Annotated in this window: 17 protein-coding genes and 1 pseudogene; 8 read left to right on the top strand and 10 right to left on the bottom strand. The window is 49.1% G+C overall.

Translation table 11 applies throughout. The annotated features are described in order from the left end of the window. A pseudogene (locus AC566Q_RS22095) lies at positions 1-996 on the bottom strand (IS630 family transposase). Between the two features lie 177 nt (positions 997-1,173). Next, positions 1,174-1,527 (bottom strand): hypothetical protein, encoded by a 354-nt coding sequence (locus AC566Q_RS22090; protein ID WP_499611001.1) that lies wholly within the window; start codon positions 1,525-1,527, stop codon positions 1,174-1,176. Between the two features lie 213 nt (positions 1,528-1,740). Between AC566Q_RS22090 and AC566Q_RS22085 the strand changes: the two genes are divergently transcribed. Continuing rightward, positions 1,741-2,649 carry a MipA/OmpV family protein gene (locus tag AC566Q_RS22085; protein WP_499610998.1) on the top strand — a complete coding sequence of 303 codons (909 nt, stop codon included), beginning with the start codon at positions 1,741-1,743 and terminating at the stop codon, positions 2,647-2,649. A gap of 49 nt (positions 2,650-2,698) precedes the next feature. Here AC566Q_RS22085 and AC566Q_RS22080 read toward each other — a convergent pair whose 3' ends face one another. Together AC566Q_RS22080 and AC566Q_RS22075 are read right to left on the bottom strand one after the other, a co-directional pair. Further along, on the bottom strand, positions 2,699-3,343 hold the full coding sequence (locus AC566Q_RS22080; RefSeq protein ID WP_499610995.1) for an MBL fold metallo-hydrolase: 645 nt from the start codon (positions 3,341-3,343) through the stop codon (positions 2,699-2,701). Positions 3,344-3,558: 215 nt separating this feature from the next. Continuing rightward, a complete protein-coding gene (locus AC566Q_RS22075) occupies positions 3,559-4,515 on the bottom strand; it encodes an IS1595-like element ISAma5 family transposase (RefSeq protein WP_499610992.1) in 957 nt (318 codons plus the stop codon). Between the two features lie 99 nt (positions 4,516-4,614). On the opposite strand from AC566Q_RS22075, the gene AC566Q_RS22070 reads away from it, so the two are divergent. After that, on the top strand, positions 4,615-4,836 hold the full coding sequence (locus tag AC566Q_RS22070) for a hypothetical protein (protein ID WP_123323448.1): 222 nt from the start codon (positions 4,615-4,617) through the stop codon (positions 4,834-4,836). Positions 4,837-4,922: 86 nt separating this feature from the next. On the opposite strand, the gene AC566Q_RS22065 is transcribed toward AC566Q_RS22070, so the two are convergent. Then, positions 4,923-7,127 (bottom strand): S9 family peptidase, encoded by a 2,205-nt coding sequence (locus tag AC566Q_RS22065; RefSeq protein ID WP_499610990.1) that lies wholly within the window; start codon positions 7,125-7,127, stop codon positions 4,923-4,925. Between the two features lie 137 nt (positions 7,128-7,264). On the opposite strand from AC566Q_RS22065, the gene AC566Q_RS22060 reads away from it, so the two are divergent. Both AC566Q_RS22060 and AC566Q_RS22055 read left to right on the top strand, forming a co-directional pair. After that, complete coding sequence (locus AC566Q_RS22060) at positions 7,265-7,900, top strand: NAD-dependent epimerase/dehydratase family protein (RefSeq protein WP_499610987.1); 636 nt, start codon at positions 7,265-7,267, stop codon at positions 7,898-7,900. Beyond that, entirely contained in the window at positions 7,897-8,640 is a 744-nt protein-coding gene (locus AC566Q_RS22055; protein WP_499610984.1) for a tRNA1(Val) (adenine(37)-N6)-methyltransferase, read from the top strand. The genes AC566Q_RS22060 and AC566Q_RS22055 overlap by 4 nt, the downstream gene beginning before the upstream one ends. A 67-nt stretch (positions 8,641-8,707) precedes the next feature. On the opposite strand, the gene AC566Q_RS22050 is transcribed toward AC566Q_RS22055, so the two are convergent. The 4 genes from AC566Q_RS22050 to AC566Q_RS22035 form a co-directional block, all read right to left on the bottom strand. Next, positions 8,708-9,109 (bottom strand): ExbD/TolR family protein, encoded by a 402-nt coding sequence (locus tag AC566Q_RS22050; RefSeq protein ID WP_499610979.1) that lies wholly within the window; start codon positions 9,107-9,109, stop codon positions 8,708-8,710. A 135-nt stretch (positions 9,110-9,244) separates the two neighbouring features. Then, the gene (locus AC566Q_RS22045) at positions 9,245-10,033 is read right to left on the bottom strand and encodes a CLCA_X family protein (protein WP_499617590.1); all 789 of its coding nucleotides are present in this window, start codon (positions 10,031-10,033) and stop codon (positions 9,245-9,247) included. A gap of 7 nt (positions 10,034-10,040) precedes the next feature. Beyond that, the gene (gene fldB / locus AC566Q_RS22040) at positions 10,041-10,583 is read right to left on the bottom strand and encodes a flavodoxin FldB (RefSeq protein ID WP_499610975.1); all 543 of its coding nucleotides are present in this window, start codon (positions 10,581-10,583) and stop codon (positions 10,041-10,043) included. After that, positions 10,576-12,489: a metallophosphoesterase family protein gene (locus tag AC566Q_RS22035; RefSeq protein WP_499610972.1), complete on the bottom strand. Its 1,914-nt coding sequence runs from the start codon at positions 12,487-12,489 to the stop codon at positions 10,576-10,578. The genes fldB and AC566Q_RS22035 overlap by 8 nt, the downstream gene beginning before the upstream one ends. Before the next feature lie 153 nt (positions 12,490-12,642). On the opposite strand from AC566Q_RS22035, the gene AC566Q_RS22030 reads away from it, so the two are divergent. Then, positions 12,643-13,785 carry a hypothetical protein gene (locus AC566Q_RS22030; RefSeq protein WP_499610968.1) on the top strand — a complete coding sequence of 381 codons (1,143 nt, stop codon included), beginning with the start codon at positions 12,643-12,645 and terminating at the stop codon, positions 13,783-13,785. Between the two features lie 60 nt (positions 13,786-13,845). On the opposite strand, the gene msrA is transcribed toward AC566Q_RS22030, so the two are convergent. Further along, positions 13,846-14,397, bottom strand: a complete 552-nt coding sequence (msrA, locus tag AC566Q_RS22025) for a peptide-methionine (S)-S-oxide reductase MsrA (protein ID WP_499610965.1) — start codon at positions 14,395-14,397, stop codon at positions 13,846-13,848. 93 nt (positions 14,398-14,490) lie between these two features. Here msrA and AC566Q_RS22020 point away from each other — a divergent pair, with 93 nt between their 5' ends. The 3 genes from AC566Q_RS22020 to AC566Q_RS22010 all read left to right on the top strand — a co-directional run bounded on the left by AC566Q_RS22020 (position 14,491) and on the right by AC566Q_RS22010 (position 17,230). Further along, complete coding sequence (locus tag AC566Q_RS22020; protein WP_499610960.1) at positions 14,491-14,898, top strand: thiol-disulfide oxidoreductase DCC family protein; 408 nt, start codon at positions 14,491-14,493, stop codon at positions 14,896-14,898. Continuing rightward, the gene (locus tag AC566Q_RS22015) at positions 14,895-15,614 is read left to right on the top strand and encodes an SDR family NAD(P)-dependent oxidoreductase (protein WP_499610957.1); all 720 of its coding nucleotides are present in this window, start codon (positions 14,895-14,897) and stop codon (positions 15,612-15,614) included. Before AC566Q_RS22020 ends, AC566Q_RS22015 begins: the two co-directional genes overlap by 4 nt. Before the next feature lie 194 nt (positions 15,615-15,808). Further along, positions 15,809-17,230: a sodium-dependent transporter gene (locus AC566Q_RS22010; protein ID WP_499610955.1), complete on the top strand. Its 1,422-nt coding sequence runs from the start codon at positions 15,809-15,811 to the stop codon at positions 17,228-17,230. The last annotated feature ends 11 nt before the right edge of the window (positions 17,231-17,241 follow it).

Raw genomic sequence — 17,241 nt, 5'->3', positions numbered from 1 at the left:
CTACACCTTTGCCAGTCCATGCTTATTGCCAGGGCAATGGTGACGGCGTTTTCCATTAATCGCCGTACTTTTCGCAATAACTGCCACATTTCTGTGCATTTATGATTGCGAGTTACGGTTTCATGCAAAGCATGCCTTAGCTCTTCAATCTTGTTCACTCAAGGGCTACAGTGTAGATTCGGTGTTCTGCTTCAGCCATGCTTGCGTTTTCTTGCTTTTGTGGATGATGTAGTTATCCACTATCAGTGTAATGGTTTTAGATTTCCGGTACGATTTTATCAGGTGTTCCATTAGTCGGATAAATAACTCTGAACATTTTGACTGTCGGCCAACATAAAGTACTTTACCCTTTCCGGCGGTTTACGCTCCAGCCAGATAGTATTTTTCATTTTGCCCTGGCGTCGGAACTAACCGTTGTTTTCCTCTAAATCCCCAATCTGCCCTTATTTTCGGATTCAGATGAATATCCACTTCGTCCTCGTAAAACACAGGATGATCAGCTGTATATATCCAGTTCCGTTTTAATCGCGACCAGTTTCTCTTCCCTGTGAGGGGCTCTAATTCACAAGGTAGGCGCTGCTCTGCGCCAAATAATGCCTAGTTCTGGCATCCATCGTCGTAATGTCGCGCTATGTATACGAATGTCTGTATTTTCATGAATCACCTTCGTCAGTAATACTGAACTCCAGAGACTGCGCTGATAACCAAGATCTTGGGGTGTACATGGAATCAACAAGAACAGTATCTGAACTATTGAGTCCGCGGGTAATTAAGCGGGTTCGCCATGCTCCGAATCTTTTAAACCTTCTATGCCCTATTCTTCATACCACTTGCACCAGCTATTAACCAATGAACTCGCTGCACTCAGCAGTGCCGCAACATGCTTAAGATATTGGCCTTTTGAACTAAAAGCACTGACTTTTCTCGACGACTCAAGCGTTAGTCTTTACTACTTTGAACAATTTTTTCTAAACGGCGTCGCCCAGTTCGGTCAATCTAATGATATTCTTTTCATGCTCAGTGTGGTTCTCGGTAATTTCTTTTTGGCGATTGATCTGGACGCAGAAATCACAGTAAGTTATCTTCAAAGTGTGATCTACACTTAAGGATAGTTATTTAGTATGTCCGCAATTCGCTCAAAGCGGTCAGCCTTTGATTTCGAACCTGAGCACTTTAGCGTTGCGGTAACTCCCCTTTACTCAGCAAACAAAGCTCACAGTCTTTTACCGATAACGCCTTAGCGTACTCACACTCCAGCCTAGCGTAGTCTTGGGCCGTGACACAATAGACTCTTTTGATTTGATGCTTTTCAACCAGAGCAATAAGCTCACTGGCGTAGCGCAATTGCGCATTAAACATGTAAGTGCGGTGATGCCATGGCTCTTCGTTCAGTACGTACAGGGGGGTAAACTTAGGCGAGTTCGTGAGATATTCAAGCAGTTGGTAAGAGGCGATATCAGTACCTACCGCAATCACAGGGAGCGGGGCAGGGCGAAACCATTGTTTTATAAAGTCCGGCAATCCCATCAGAAAAGATTTTTAGTCTGAAGTAATGGCATCATAGCGCATATTGCCTTGAGCAAAAGCCTTAATTATGCGGCATTTCCCATTGGTTAGTAACTTGCTGCCTTTCTCTGGTGATTTTTTCATCCCTGGCGCGATTTACTGAGTATAAAGAGTGGTTTATGCCAGATTAAGGTCGGTCTTATGGACTGTATTTTTCTTGTTTAGGATTACACCATGTATTTTTTTAATAAACTTGGCGGGCTGATTTTGCTGACGTTGCTATGCAATGGAGGTCTTGCCGCGTCTGAGGATGCCGCTATCGAAGACTCGCCGAATCGTGATTTAACCGGTTTTGAGGGCCTGAATGAGCGACTTCCCCTGTGGGAAGCGGGTGTGGGCGGGGGCATGATAGTGTCACCGAATTATCCGGCCTCATCAGAGCGCAATTTTGTGGCACTGGCATTGCCTTATGTGATTTATCGCGGCGATATTTTTCGGGTTGGCGGAAGAGGAGGAGCAAGAGCGGTATTCCTCGAAAATGACAGGCTGGAGCTCGATATGAGTTTTGGCGGGGCTTTTGCTGCTGACAGTGATGACAATACCGTTCGTGAAGGCATGCCCGAGCTCGACTATCTGGTTGAGATTGGCCCACAGCTGATCTACAAAGTTAAAGATTTTTCTTTTAGCGGTGGTGGTAACGCGCGCCTGAATGCCCGTCTACAGGCCCGTGCTGTCTTCTCTACCGATTTTGGCGGATTTGATGCCAGAGGATTTGTTTTCGAACCGACTCTGACCTATCAGCAACGGGGCGTTTTCCTGCCTGAGACCGGTTTTAGCCTGGCTCTCAGCGCAACCTGGGCCACCGAAAAGTTACAGGATTACTTCTATGAGGTAACGTCAGAGTATGCCACTGCAGTCAGGCCTGCATACGATGCACAAAGTGGCTACCTGGGCGCAGAGTTGTCAGCAGGACTGGCTTTCCCGGTGATTAAAAACGTGCGGGGCTTTTTAACCACATCGGTGCAATTTAACAGTGGTTCTGCGAATGAAAACAGTCCGCTTTTTGAGAAAGATGTGACCTACAGTGTGGGTATCGGGTTTGTCTGGCGTGCCTGTAAAAGCGACGCTAAAGCCACCTGGTAAAGCTAGTAAAAAGAAAGAAGCCGCTGACAGCGGCGTTTTCTGATAGACGTTAGCCAAATTTGGCGTCTGCCACAAATGGGTTGGTTGAGCGTTCGTGCCCTATGCTGGTGGTTGGGCCGTGGCCCGGGTATACCGTCATTTCATCTGGTAGTGTGAACAGCTTTTCACGTATAGCTTCAATTAATTGCTGGTGGTTGCCCTGAGGGAAGTCAGTACGGCCAATTGAACCGGCAAAAATAATATCGCCCACAATCACTTTGTTGCTGTTGCGCTCAACCAGGGCAACGTGGCCAGGTGTATGCCCGGGACAGTGCAGAATTTCCAGCGTCAGATTACCCACCGAAATGGTATCGTCCTCGGTTAACCACTGGTTAGGGCTGAAAGGCTGGGCAGGTGGAAAGCCAAACATCTGGCTCTGTTGCATCAGGGCATCCAGCCAGAATTTGTCGCCAATGTGCGGGCCAATGATGGGCACGTTGTAATGGGCAGCCACGGCAGTAGTGCCGCCAACATGGTCGAGATGCCCATGGGTGAGAATAATTTTTTCGATGGTAACCTGTTGCTCACTTACCGCTTTATAAAGCTTATCTTCATCGCCGCCCGGGTCGACCAGAGCACCTTTCATGGTGTCGGGGTCCCAGATTAAAGAACAGTTCTGAGCAAAGGGCGTTACAGGAATAATAAGTATTTTCACAATCGTATCTGACCTGGAAATTTGTAGTTATGTTAGCAGGAAATATTCGTCGATGTCACAATCAGACGCGTCTCTGGCGGTGAACAGTTGGTGCGTTGATTTTCTGAGAGTTTTTAGTTTTTTATACTAAAGTTTAATAAATCAGGGTTTGTCTGACGATACCCGATTATCTGTATCAATATGCACCTGTTCTAACCACTGCAAATATAATAAGGCTATGTTCGGATTAACTGTTGTTGAATCGAAAAGAGCCTGTTTTCGTTAAGGTTTTCTGGATTATCCATAAACCTGAACCAACCCAGGTAGTGTTCCAAGTATTTTGTGGCTACTCCGTGAAACCGTTTTATCCACGCTTTCAGACGGCTGTGATAGGCGTTAACATTTTGAATGTGAAAGACTTTATCTATCACCTTAACACCTCCCGCCACGTCTAAGCGCTTGTGTATTAAATCATTTTTCTCAGAAAGAGCTATGTAGGGCTTATAGCCATCACTACATAACACACTGTCTTTCTCTAATTTTCCTGCTAGCTCCTGATGCAGAGTTGCCGATGTAACACTTGGCACAACGGCTTCATACGTACTCTTAGCTCGGTCTCTGACCGTTAAAACTGGCACCCAATCATCCTTTGAACGTCCTCGTTTTTTCGCTTTCACCCCTCTTTTACGGGGCTGACGAGTCATCCGTTTTGAGCCTTTCTCTGAGTAGGGAAAAAGTGTTTCGTCAGCCTCGATAATACCTTCTAGTTTGCTCGCCTTCAGTGCTGATGGTAGCGCCAAGAATCGATGCCGCCACCTGAACGATGTTTCAAGGTGGAGACCACATTCTTCGGCACATTTACGCAATGGCTTACTGTCCAGCATACAGCGAATATATTCTAACCACAGCTCTTTGTATCTTAGTCGAGCTAGCGGTGTCGCCGTTGTCGCTACAAAGGTTTTGCCGCAGTTCTTGCAGCGATAACGCTGCATCTTGTTTACCTTGCCGTGCCGATTGATCAGTGAGCTATGACAGTGCGGGCACTCAGGGTTTTCAACCATCCGCTCCTCAAGCTCTGTTATCAACTGTGAGACGCTATCAGTGCCTTTCAGCAGCTTCTCAACATAACGGGTTTGACTATCTGTTAAGTGTTCTAACTCGGCTATAAGCTTTGTAAATTGTGCTGGGATCATGATCAACCCTCAATAACTGTATTCATATACAGTGTAGCAACAATTTAGCAGAACATAGCCTATAATAATCATGAAATTTATCATATGCAGGAGACGAAAGTGGACGTTTCTCGGGAAGATCTCAAGATCATCATTATGGATTTGCTCGACGCTGGCCAGTTTATCAGTGATGAGTCGTTTAACACGGCTTGTGAGTGCAGTGTGTGCAAAGAGAAAGCAGTAAAGGTAGGGTTGGATATTGTGCATAAAGAAGACTGTCCGGTAGGACGTGCTTGTGATGCACTGGGGTATGTTTTCAGAGGCTTTGCCAAAGAAGCCTGAAAGTTACCTTAAAAAGTTGCTATAGAAAAGCTAAAAAAAGCACTCAGTGGTTAAGGCCAGTGAGTGCTTTTTTGCGCCGGGTGGATTTACTTCACATCAAAATGTCTGTCGAAGAAATTAGTGATGGTGTGATACAAATGTATACCTGTTTGTTTACCTCGGATGCTGTGCTTTTTGCCAGGATAGTCCATCACCTCGAAAGGTTTGGCGGCATCCTGCAGGTGTTTATACAGCTTGGTGCTGTGGGTAAACAATACGTTGTCATCAGCCATTCCATGATAAATCAGCAGCGGGCCTTGCAGACCCTCTGCATAAGGGAATACCGATGACGCTTCATAGGCATCGCTATCGGTGTTCGGGTTGCCCATATAGCGTTCGGTGTAGTGCGTGTCGTACAACCGCCAGGTGGTCACTGGTGCACCGGATACCCCGGCTTTAAAGTAATCACCCGCCTTGAACATGCTCATCAGCGTCATGTAGCCGCCATAGCTGTGGCCGTATACGCCGATGCGCTCTTTATCCACATAGGGCAGAGTGTGGAGGAATTTAACGCCGCTTACCTGATCGTCAACTTCCACGCTGCCCATGGCTTTGTAGATAGGTTCCTCAAATGCCTTACCACGGTAATTTGAACCACGGTTATCAATACTGAACACTACATAGCCTTTGCTTACCCAGTGCTGCATCAGCAGGCCGCGGTTACCGCCCCAGGCGTTATTAACCACCTGTGCGTGAGGGCCACCATACAAATACACAATTACCGGATGCTTACCTTTCAGTTCTGCAGGCTTGTAAAGGCGGTAATGCAGGTCAATACCGTCGTCATTAGTGATAGTGCCAAACTCAGGCTTTACCCAGTCGCTAAGGTAGGGCGTGAGCGGGTGGTTTTCATCCAGCGCGTTTTCTTCCAGCCAGGTGACTTGTTTGCCGTTGGCGCTGTGCAAACTTACCTGGGTAGGGCGGTTAGCGGTAGAAGAGCTATCCACATAAATTGAGGCATCGTGGCTAAAGCTGATACCGTGCATACCTTCGCGTTCGGTCAGGCGCTGCGGTTTGCTGCCTTCAAGATCAGTCACATATAAATGGCGCTCCAGGGGCGTGTCCATGCGGCCGGTAAAATATAGGTGGCCGGTGTCATCGTTAACCGCTTCCAGTTCGTCCACTACCCATTCGCCTTTGGTTAACTGACGAACCAGTTTGCCTTCATTGGTAAACAGGTACAGGTGTTTGAAACCGTCACGCTCAGAGGCCCAGATGAAGTGCTTGCCATCGGCTAAAAAGGTAAAGTCATCGTGCAGATTTACCCAGGTATCTGACTGCTCTTTAAGCACCAGGTTCTGTTGCTGGTTACTTACGTTGTAGCTGCGCAGTTCCAGCTGTTGCTGGTCACGGCTTTGCCACTGATAGGTAAAATGCTCGCTGTCGGGCATCCATTTACCGCGGGCAATATAAATATCCTCTTCTTTACCCGTATCAATCCACTGACGTTCGCCGCTTGCAATGTTTTGGACAGCCAGTTTAATGGTGACATTGGGTGTACCTGCCGCGGGGTACTTCTGCTCGATCATCTTGATCTCATCAGCATAGATTTCTGAGCGGGTGATCACTTCAACCGGGGCTTCATCTACTTCGGTAAAGGCAATGTACGACTCATCCGGTGACCACCAGTAGCCTGTCATGCGGTTCATTTCTTCCTGCGCGACAAACTCAGCCATACCGTATTTAATGTTGCCACCGCCTTCGGTGGTAATTGCCGTTTCCTTGCCTGACTCAATATGCTTGATATACAGGTTCTGGTCGCGAATAAACGAGATATAGTTACCCTTGGGCGATAACTTTATATCGGTTTCAAAGGCGTCGGTATCGAGTAACTGGCGGGCGCCGGGTTTACCTAACTGGTGATAAAATACATCGCCGCCCATGGGGAATAACAGCGCCTTGCCGTCGGCCGACCACTGATAACTAACAATCCCGCTACCGGATAAGCGCATGCGCTCGCGGCGCGCTTTTTCTTCGTCTGAAAGGGTCTCTTCACCACTGGATAAGTCATCGGAATCAAACAACAGCCGCGTAGTGCCCGAGGCAATATTGTATTCCCACAAGTCCAGACGTTCGTAATCAGATTGTTTGCCTTGCAGATACGTGACTCGCTGGCCATCGGGGGCAACCTGTAAATTTCGCGGCGAACTACCATCCAAAGAAGGCGACTGGTAAATTCGTTCAATGGTCAGCTTTTCAGCGGCTACCGTGTTTGTGAGCATAAGGGCTCCAAGTATTAAAGCTTTTTTCATGGATACGCTATTATCTGTCGTTATTAGGGCTTGCTTACTGCACGTATTTGCTCTGAAATACGTATAAACAAGTTGTTGTTATACACAAGAGCACTGCGTTGAACGGACTCTTATTTAAAGCTAGAGGATGACACAATTTGGCAGTATTAAAAAGCGCACTTATCCTGGGAGCCAGTGGATTGGTAGGGCAGAACCTGCTGAGGCTGCTGTTACTCGATCCCCGCTATGAATCGGTCACTTGTTTGGTGCGGCGTCCACTGGGGCAGCAGCACTATCAGGATCCCGATAACAAGCTGCGGCCGGTGGTGATTGATTTTGATAACCTGGATGAGTATCAGGGCTATTTTTCGGTTGATCATGTGTACTGTTGCCTGGGAACCACGCTAAAGAAAGCCGGTGACATCAGCGCCTTTCGTAAGGTGGATTTTGAATATGTTCACGTGGCGGCGCAGTTAGCCAGGGCACAGCGGGCTGGCGGATTTGTATGGATTTCCTCGGTAGGGGCCAATGCGAAAAGTAAAAACTATTACCTGCGCGTGAAAGGCGAACTGGAAAATGCGATTATGCGCATGCCACAACTGCCCAATGCCGCTGCGGTAAGACCAGGCGTACTCATTGGCGAGCGTGCTAACGATAACCGCCCGCTGGAGCGAATGGGGGCGAGCATGATGCAACTCTTGAAACCCTTGCTCATCGGGCGGCTAAAAAAATACCGGGCGGTCTATCCTCATCAGGTCGCGCGCGAAATGATGCGCCACCAGTCCTTCAAATGAGTGGTCGTGGTGCCAAACCCAAAGGGTTTCAGTGTAAGCAATTTTTTGTCGCTCATGATCAGTGCGCCATGAAAGTCTCCACAGACAGTTTGATTCTGGGCAGCCTGGTTGAAGTGGCCGATGCCCGGTCTGTTCTCGATGTGGGGACCGGTTCAGGTATTCTGGCCTTGATGCTGGCGCAAAAAAGTTCCCCTGGTACGGTGATTACTGCTATCGATATCGACCAGACTGCAATTGCACAGGCGAGCCAAAACCGTCTTAACAGCCCCTGGCCTGACAAAATTTCAGTGGTACACAGCCCACTCCAGGCGATAGAGGGCCTGGGACGCTTTGACCTGATAGTCTCCAACCCGCCGTATTTCGCTGACGCGGTTAGTCCCACCCGTGCTTATGCGTCGATGGCTGAAAATCGAGGGCATGCGCGAACGGAGCAGACGCTGAGTGTAGAACAATTTTTTGCTGAAACGGCTTTGCTCAGTACTGCTGAGGGCCGGCTTTATTGTATGTACCCAATTACCAGAAAAGCATTAGTGCTGGATAATGCCTTGCAGTGTGGGTGGCATTTACGGCATCAGATGGCCGTCCGACACAATGCTTGTTCGGCACCTTACCTTGGAGTGTACTGCTTCGTTCGCAAGCCCTGTGAGGCTACCGCTGATCTGTTAACTATCCGGGCTGAGGATAACCAGTATACGCTTGAGTACAAAACGCTCTGCGCTGATTATTACCTTAATTTCTAATTAAAAAGGAAACTGTAGGCACAAAAAAAGCGCGATAATCGCGCTTTTTTATCATCGGCTTAGGTTATTAAGATTTAACCAGAACTGATACTTTATTGATCCCAGCTTCTTTAGCCTGGTTCATCACCTCAACCACTACACCGTGCTCAGTATTTTCGTGAGCCTGGATAGCTGCAGTGTCAGTTGGGTTTTCAGCTAAGTAAGTTTGGATATTGGCGATTACACGACGGATGTCCACTTCGCGGCCATTCATCATGATTTTGCCCATTTCGTCGATACGAATCGACAAAGATTTACTTGGCTGATTTGATGCGTTTTTGTTTTCTGGGCGATTAACATCCAGACCTTTCTCTTTAACGAATGATGTCGTTACGATAAAGAAGATCAGCATGATGAACACAATGTCCAACATGGGCGTCATGTCGACCTGGGCTTCGTCATCCCCAGAAGTATGCTTTTTTCTTTTCATTTCGTTTTCTTGTCTCTAACACTTGTCTGCCTAGTATACTGTTTGTAACAAAAAAATGTAGTAATTTGTACAAACAGTATCACCAAAAGCGATAAACTTACTGACTTAGTCGTTCACTTTCGTTAGAAAGCAACATCATTTTGCGGACAGCGCCACACCCAGTTGGTAAAAATACAACTTAAATGCTTCGTTTAGCTGCCGTCTCAAAATACCATGAGGATAAATGCCAAGTCTAGCCTCTACCGACATTTTTGTCCCCTGCACTAAAAATGCGTTCTTAATGTCCTGATCCTGAATGCACGCTTCAAAGGCTCTGGCCGCCATCTCTGGTGGAGATGCAAAGTAAAAGCTTTTCAATGCCTTATCGGCTTCTACCGAACGTAAAACATAATCGTTTGGGGCGCTACCATCGGCATCTAAAAACATCAGTTGAAAGCAATCTGCCAGGCGCAGATTTAAAGGATGTTCGACCAGTTCTGCATCATCAAGCCAGGCCTGGGAGGCAAATAGCAAGGGTTTAGGCGCGCTTAAAAAGCGTTGGCTGATGTAATGATCAAACGCATGAAACCACTCATGGGCCAGCGCACCGCCGCCGGCATTCTTGGCCAATGCCAGCTGGCGTTTAGCCGGGTGATAATGGGCATTGGCGTGTTTCTGGCCGCCGGTACCAAAAGCAAGAGACAGTGAGCCATTTAGCGACACCACCCGTTCGTTGACCTGTAATATATCAATCAGGTCATATAATGCATCGAAGAACAGGTTGGCAGCTATTTGTTGTTCTGCGGCGGTTACCCAACGGCCCACTGTAATAGACTGAAAGCCAAAGAGGCGGCGAATATCCTGAAAAGACACATCGGCACCATCACGATGGCTCTGCCCGTTGCGGTAGTATTGTTGGTGAAGTCGTCCGGCAGGAGGAGGAATTTTACCCTCAGAGCTCACTGAGTTCGGTTACCAGTTGGGTACACCAGGCCAGGATCCTGTCATCGGTTTGGTCATATTGGTTCTCGTCATCCAGCGACAGTCCCACAAAATGGGAGCCATCTTCGGTAAGTGCCTTGGACTGGGCAAACTCATAGCCCTGATTGGGCCAGTAACCAATAAACTGACATCCTGCTGGTGCGATGGCGTCGTGGAGCATTCCCAGCGCATCCTGAAACCAGTCAGCATAGCCCAACTGATCGCCTAAACCGTACAGAGCAACAATTTTGCCCGATAGATCGAGCTGATGAACGTCGTCCCAGCTGGACTCCCAGTCTTCCTGCAGTTCACCAAAGTCCCAGGTAGAGATACCCAGAATTAAAATGTCGTAACCGGCAGTCTGACTCAGTGATACATCCTGTATGTTATGCAGCTCCACAACCGGTTCGCCGAATAAGGCATTCAGCTGGTCCTGAATTTTTTCAGCCGCCATTTCCGTATAACAGGTGGTTGAGCCATAAAACAGGCCAATTTTTAATCCGGTATCACTCATTTACTGTTCTCTTGCAGGTTTCGTCTTCCGACAGTTCCGGGGGGAATTCTACCGTGTCGCCATTACTACACAAGGCAATACAACGAACATTTTCGATTTCGGGATCAATCAACATCTGGCCAATGGCCGACTGATTAAGCAGTGCGATACTGTCGTTGCTGTCAGGATGGCGATCGTGCACCGACATATTGCGTCGTCGGGTGAAAATATTGAGCGGAGAGCGGGTGCTATAAAACCACTGGTTGAAACGGTCAAGCCAGCGGATCAGCGTATCCGGGAAAGTGTTTTTAATACCGCTACAGGTAAACTGGGTGATTTCAGGGCTGTTGCGCCTGAAACGCAAACGCACATCGTAAACAAAGGAATAATGGACGTCGCCAGACAAGATAATAAAGTGCGGTGGCGTTTTGTAGTGTCTGAAGATATTCAGAATAACACTGGCAGTACCTTTATGGGCCATCCAGTTTTCCGCATCTACGGTTAACGCTTTGCCGGCCAGGGTGAAGAGTTTCTGAATGACCTCGATAAACTTTACACCATATATGGGCGCGGCGGAAACAACGATAACGGCATCCTGACCGATAAGCTGGTGCTGAAATTCACATAAAGCTTCCCAATCCATCAGACCCGAAGGTTTATTAAGACTGGATTCACTGCGCCAACGTCGGGTTCGGGTATCCAGTACGTGTACCGGTGGCTGGGTGTCCAACTGGTAATGCCATTGCTCCCAATCGAATAATGCATCGATGAACCTGGGGTGGTTCATCATGCCATTGGCAGTGAAGTTCTCACCGGCGAGCTTTTCGATGTCTTCAAATCTATCGGGCTGATTCGCCCAGCCCTGGCAAAGCCAGTAGCCGGCCAGTGCATTGCCCACCATTCGCCGGGATAACGGATGACCGTATACCTCCTGCTCCCAGCCGCGGGTCAGGTTCCAGTCGTCGGTAACATCATGATCGTCGAATATCATGTAGGTAGGAATGTGCGCCAGCGCCCTGCGAACCTGCCCGAGGGATTGGCTGAACTGCTCAATAATGTCAGCTTCGCGGTTAAATAAGGCCTGATGGTCCGGGTCGACCTCATCGGCATTAAACGAAATATCGGCCCACAGTGATTCTGACCACACCAATAAATACATGGCAATCACTTCGGCCAGCCCAATCAGGTGGTTCTGCGCGTTAACCGAAGTAAACACCGGTTTTTTCTTGGCGCCAAAAAAGAGCTTGGATAACGCCGTATTGGTGGCTACCTGAGGCAGAATTTGTTGGCGGTGATAATAACAGTACGGGTGACCATCAAGCTGGGCTGTGGAATCCACAATTGCCTCATCGAGATCTTCATGAAATAACCCCAGTCGTCTGATGGTTTGCATTATCGCCTGCAGCATGGGGCCGGCTACGTCATCAGCGTAGATTTGATCGCCGGTCATCAGCAGCAGGTCTGGTCTTTGCGCGCCGCCCTCACACTCCTGATGAATGAGTTCATCAACCCTCACCAGACTGTCTTCTGACGGGTGATGAGGTTTGCGACAACTGCCATGCAGCACATTGGATAGCGCTGCGGGCACGCGAAAATGCAGGTCATTCTGGCCCGGGTAGCACAGCGAAGGTAACTCGTTTTGCCAGCGTTGCTGTTGCTCAGTGTGATTAAAATTAAGCCGGTAATGATACAGCGTGTTTGCCGCCAGCGGCGTTTGTGGTGAGCAGGTCAGTACATGAATAAAAGCCTTTTCACCCACCTGAATAACGCGGTCGGTAGAGTTACTGTTTTGTGCCTGCTGCGCCTGATGCAGGGATACATCAATATCGGCCGGTTCTGACGTAACCAGCCATAAGGTAAAACCAGCCTGTTGCGTATGCCTTAAAACAGGGCCGGCGATAACAAGAGGAAGGGGTGATGAGGTCAAAACAGCTCCTGTAGTAGTTACTGCCAGACTATACGGTGCTGGTTGGCTTCAGGCAAGTGCGCTCAACGGCTCAGAGCGTTTGCTCAACGGGCTTGACCAGGGTGAGTCAGTAAGCGACGATAAGCGCAAAATGACTATGGATTGGACCTGACAATGAAATCAGCCTGGTTTTTAAGCCTGCTAGCCGCCGGCTTATTAAGTGCCTGCAGTAACGACAAGCAGCCTACTGAAGCAACTAACGAATTAAAATCGGCGCCGCAAGAACATGTGCTGGCTGGCGCCTGGATTATGGAAGCCGCCGGCGGTGTCATGCTGGATCCGCAAACTTCCGGCCTGACCCATGTTGACGGGATGCTCTACACTATCTCCGATGGCAGCGCTAAAGAGTATCAGCGTCGCCGTTTACATAAAATCGATCCTGCCAGTGCCACTTTGGCGCCCCGCCCGGACGATATGGGCATGGCAAGCCGGGTTCGCCGCAGCTGTTTTTCTCAGTATCTGGCAGACGAACCTGACTTAGAAGCCCTGGTGGCCGACCCCGAACAACCCAATGTGTTTTACACCGTCACGGAGGACGCCACACGCACTGGCGCCCTGTCTGACCGCTGCCAGCAGCGCTATGAGGCAACCGGCTCAACCGATTACCCTACATTATTAGTGCGTATTGAAAAGCACGACAGCGGCAACGCTACCATGACCCATGTGCGCCCTCTGCAATTTCCGCTCGAGTATGCGGTGGGAGACTTTCCTAATGATGGGATTGAAGGCATGGCACTGGGCCAGAACCGCACCTTGTACCTGGCGCTTGAGCGGGATAATGCCGGCAACCCCAGAGTGTTTTCGGTGACCCTGGATGATAGCTTCTGGGACAACACTGATTTTGCAGTAGTTACCGATCCGGGCCTGCAGGTTCCTGCGTTCGACAATGGTCGCCATCCCATCAACGGGCTGGAATATTATCAGCCTGCCGGCGCAGCCAGTGGCTTTTTACTTGCTGCTGCTCGTAATGATAACGAGTTGTGGGTTATTGATACGGCAGCTGAAAAGCCCACCCGGAAAATCGCCCTGCAATTTACCGCGCCTGGTGGCGACCCGGAGAACTGCGCAGCACAGGAGGTCATGGACAACGCCTCGATAGAAGGGCTGGCCGTGATTGGTGACACCCTTTGGCTGGTAAACGATCCATGGAAAGTCAATTACATGAAGAACCTGCAGTGCGAAGCTAACCGTAGTCGTTACGAGGGCATGGCACCGCTGTTGTTCAGCATGCCGCTGGATGCCAGCTGGTTTAATTAGCTAATGAGATTTAATTAGGTGAAGAGATAGCGCGGGCTGGCCTAAACCAGCCCGAATTGATTAACGCAGACGCTCGGCAAAGGTCTTTTTAAACTTCGCCAGCTTTGGCGCGACAACCATTGCGCAGTATTGGTTTTGCGGATTATTTTTAAAGTAGGACTGATGATAATCTTCTGCTGCCGAATAGTTGGATAACGGTACGATCTCGGTCACAATGGGATCCGGCCATACCTTATCGTCTGTCATTTCCTGAATAATGGCTTCTGCTGCGGCCTTTTGTTCTTCGTCATGATAGAACACTGCACTGCGATACTGCGTGCCCACATCATTTCCCTGACGGTTTAACTGGGTTGGATCGTGCAGGGCAAAAAAGATTTCGAGAATTTCCCGGTAACTGATTTGGTCAGGATAGTAAGTAAGCTGTACCACTTCGGCATGGCCGGTATCACCTTTACAAACGGCCTCATAGCTGGGTGAATCAGTGTGGCCTCCGGCGTAACCGGATGTCGCCAGTTGAATGCCCTGAATCTGGTTAAAGGCTGATTCGATACACCAGAAGCAGCCGCCGGCCAGCGTGGCAGTTGCTGTGGTTTCTGTCGCTGTGGTTGTCATAAAAAACTCCGCATTTTGTTATGCATGAAGTGTGGTGGCGCAAAGCGTGATCTTCAAGTCATCCAGGCGATAAATTTGTGCGTATAAGCTGGCATGAACACAAATACAAATCCACAACTCACCATATTCTATGACGGCGGCTGTCCGCTGTGTGCCATAGAAATGCGCCACCTGAAGCGCCTCAATGAGGATAATAAGCTTCGCTTTGTCGATATTATGGCGGCAGACTTTGCCCAGCGTTATCCCGAGCTCGACTGGCAGGCCCTGAACGACCGCATCCATGCCATGCGGGTTGACGGCACCATGCTTATTGGCCTGGATGTTACCTACGAAGCCTGGCGGCTGGTGGGGAAAGGCTGGCTGTATGCGCCGCTGCGCTGGCCATTGATAAAGCCGCTGGCCGACCGTTTTTACCTGTGGTTTGCCAAACACCGTTACCGCATCTCTTACTTATTAACCGGGCAAAAACGTTGCCAGCAGTGTGAGCTCAAAAAACCATGAATGTATTAGTTATTGGTAGCAGCGGCGCTATTGGTAACGCGCTTGCGCGGCAAATGCAAAAAGCATTTCCACAGGCTACCGTTTACGCTGTGTCGCGTAAGCCGCAGGAGATTGACGACGGGCAGGCAAACCTCAAATCAGTACAGCTGGATACCACGGATGAGCAGGCGATTGCGAACTGGCTGGCAGAATGTAAGCAGCACGACATGCAGTTTCATCATGTGGTGTGCACCACCGGAATATTGCACGACAGTGAGGTACAGCCGGAAAAACGCCTCGAAGACATTACCCCTGAAGCGCTGCAGCATTACTTTGCCATTAACACTGTGCTGCCGATGCTGTGGATAAAACGGCTGGTTGGCTTTTTCCCCTCTGAGCATTCTACCTTAACCGCGCTGAGCGCCAGGGTCGGCAGCATCGAAGATAACGGTTTGGGGGGCTGGTACGGATACCGGGCTTCAAAGGCAGCGCTCAATATGCTGGTTAAAACTGCTGCGGTGGAATATAAACGGCGTGCCAAATACACCAGTCTGATTTGCTATCATCCCGGCACAGTAGACTCGCAGCTATCAGAGCCTTTTCAGCGTAACGTAAAACCTGAAAAACTGTTTACGCCAGAATATACCGCGCAGCAACTGGTCGCCATAATTCAGCAACGCAAAGTAGAACACAGTCCTTATTTCCTTGATTGGGACAACAAACCTATCCCCTGGTAAGTTGCGCGTACAGCGTTACCCGCCCGCTGGCTGATTGCTACCGATGAAACCCAAGACTTTTTTACAGGGTATTGATAGTATGCCAATTGGAAAAAATCGGACGACAGGACGCAGCCAACCGTCATTACCAATAAAAGAAGTTGTGCGCACCGTTCCGAAATAAAGCAACAATAAAAATCACAAGAGGAACTTATATGAGCGGGACCAGAGAACAGTTCGGATCGCGCCTTGGATTTATTCTGGCCGCCGCAGGCTCTGCGGTAGGTATTGGCAACCTGGTGGGATTTCCGGTAGGCGCTGCAAAAAATGGTGGCGGCGCATTCCTGCTGATGTATGCCATTTTTGTCTTCGCTATTTGTTTACCGGTCATGATGGCAGAAATGTCGGTGGGGCGGCATACCAAGAAAGATCCGCTGGGGGCCTATTCTGAGCTCACCGGCAACTCGGCGAAGTGGAAGATAGCCGGTTGGTTATCCATTGTCACACCCTTTATGATTGCCGTGTTTTATCTGGTAATCACGGTATGGATATTTGGCTACCTGTTTTATGCGGTGACCGGCGATTTAGAGTTACTCGCCGACCCGAGTACCTTTGGTAATTTTATCAACTCGCCGGTGATATTCGCCTACATGGCTGCGGTGCTGGGCATTATGTACGGCATCCTCCAGGGCGGTGTTAAGCAAGGTATCGAAAAAGCGGCCAAGCTACTCATGCCCACCTTGTTTGTGATGCTGGTTTTACTGGTTATTTTCGTGCTGACCCGCGACAACGCTATGGCGGGTGTTAGCTTTTATCTGGTACCGGATTTCAGCAAAATTAATGCTTCGGTTATTAACGGCGCCCTGTCACAGGCTTTCTTCTCGTTAAGTCTGGGCATGGGGATCATGATTACTTATGGCAGTTACATTGATAATCAGTCTGACATTCCTAACTCGGCCAAACTGGTGGCTATCACCGATACCGCTGTAGCGTTTACGGCGGGTCTGATGATCCTGCCAGCGATATTCTCATTTAACCCGAATACCGATCCGACTGAGCTGAGTGAATCATCAATTAGCATGATCTTCTCATTTTTGCCGCAGATTTTTCTGGCACTGCAAACCAGTATCGGATTTATTGGCGCCAGTATCGTTGCCAGCATATTCTTCCTGCTGGTTTTCTTTGCCGCCATAACCTCTCTGGTCTCTATCTTTGAGGTGCCTGTGGCTGCGTTAATGGATGAAAAAGACTACAGCCGTCGTAAGTCGCTGGTGGTACTGGGCGCTCTGTTGGTGATTTTCGCCGCGCTGTGTGCATTGTCGTTTGGCTTTGTGCCGGCCCTGACATCGTTTACCGCCTACGCGGGAGCGGATAAGTCTTTCTTCGATGTCGTGTATGACGTTTTTTACGATACGATTTTGCCCCTCAACGGCCTGCTGATCTGTATTTTCGTGATGTATCGCTGGAAGCGCCATAACTTTAACAAGGCACTGCAGGTTGGCGCGCCCAACTACAAAGGCAGCTGGGCTGAACGCTACGTGGATATCTCGGTAGGTACGTTTATTCCGCTTATCCTGGTGGTGATCTTTGTTAATACCGTGGCGCTTAAATATTTCGGAGTCAGTCTGATTGGCTAAGCCGGGCCGGC

This window comes from Alteromonas sp. H02, assembly GCF_059682525.1.
Note: the sequence above shows the minus strand (reverse complement) of the source record. Positions and strands in the feature narration are given on the sequence as shown.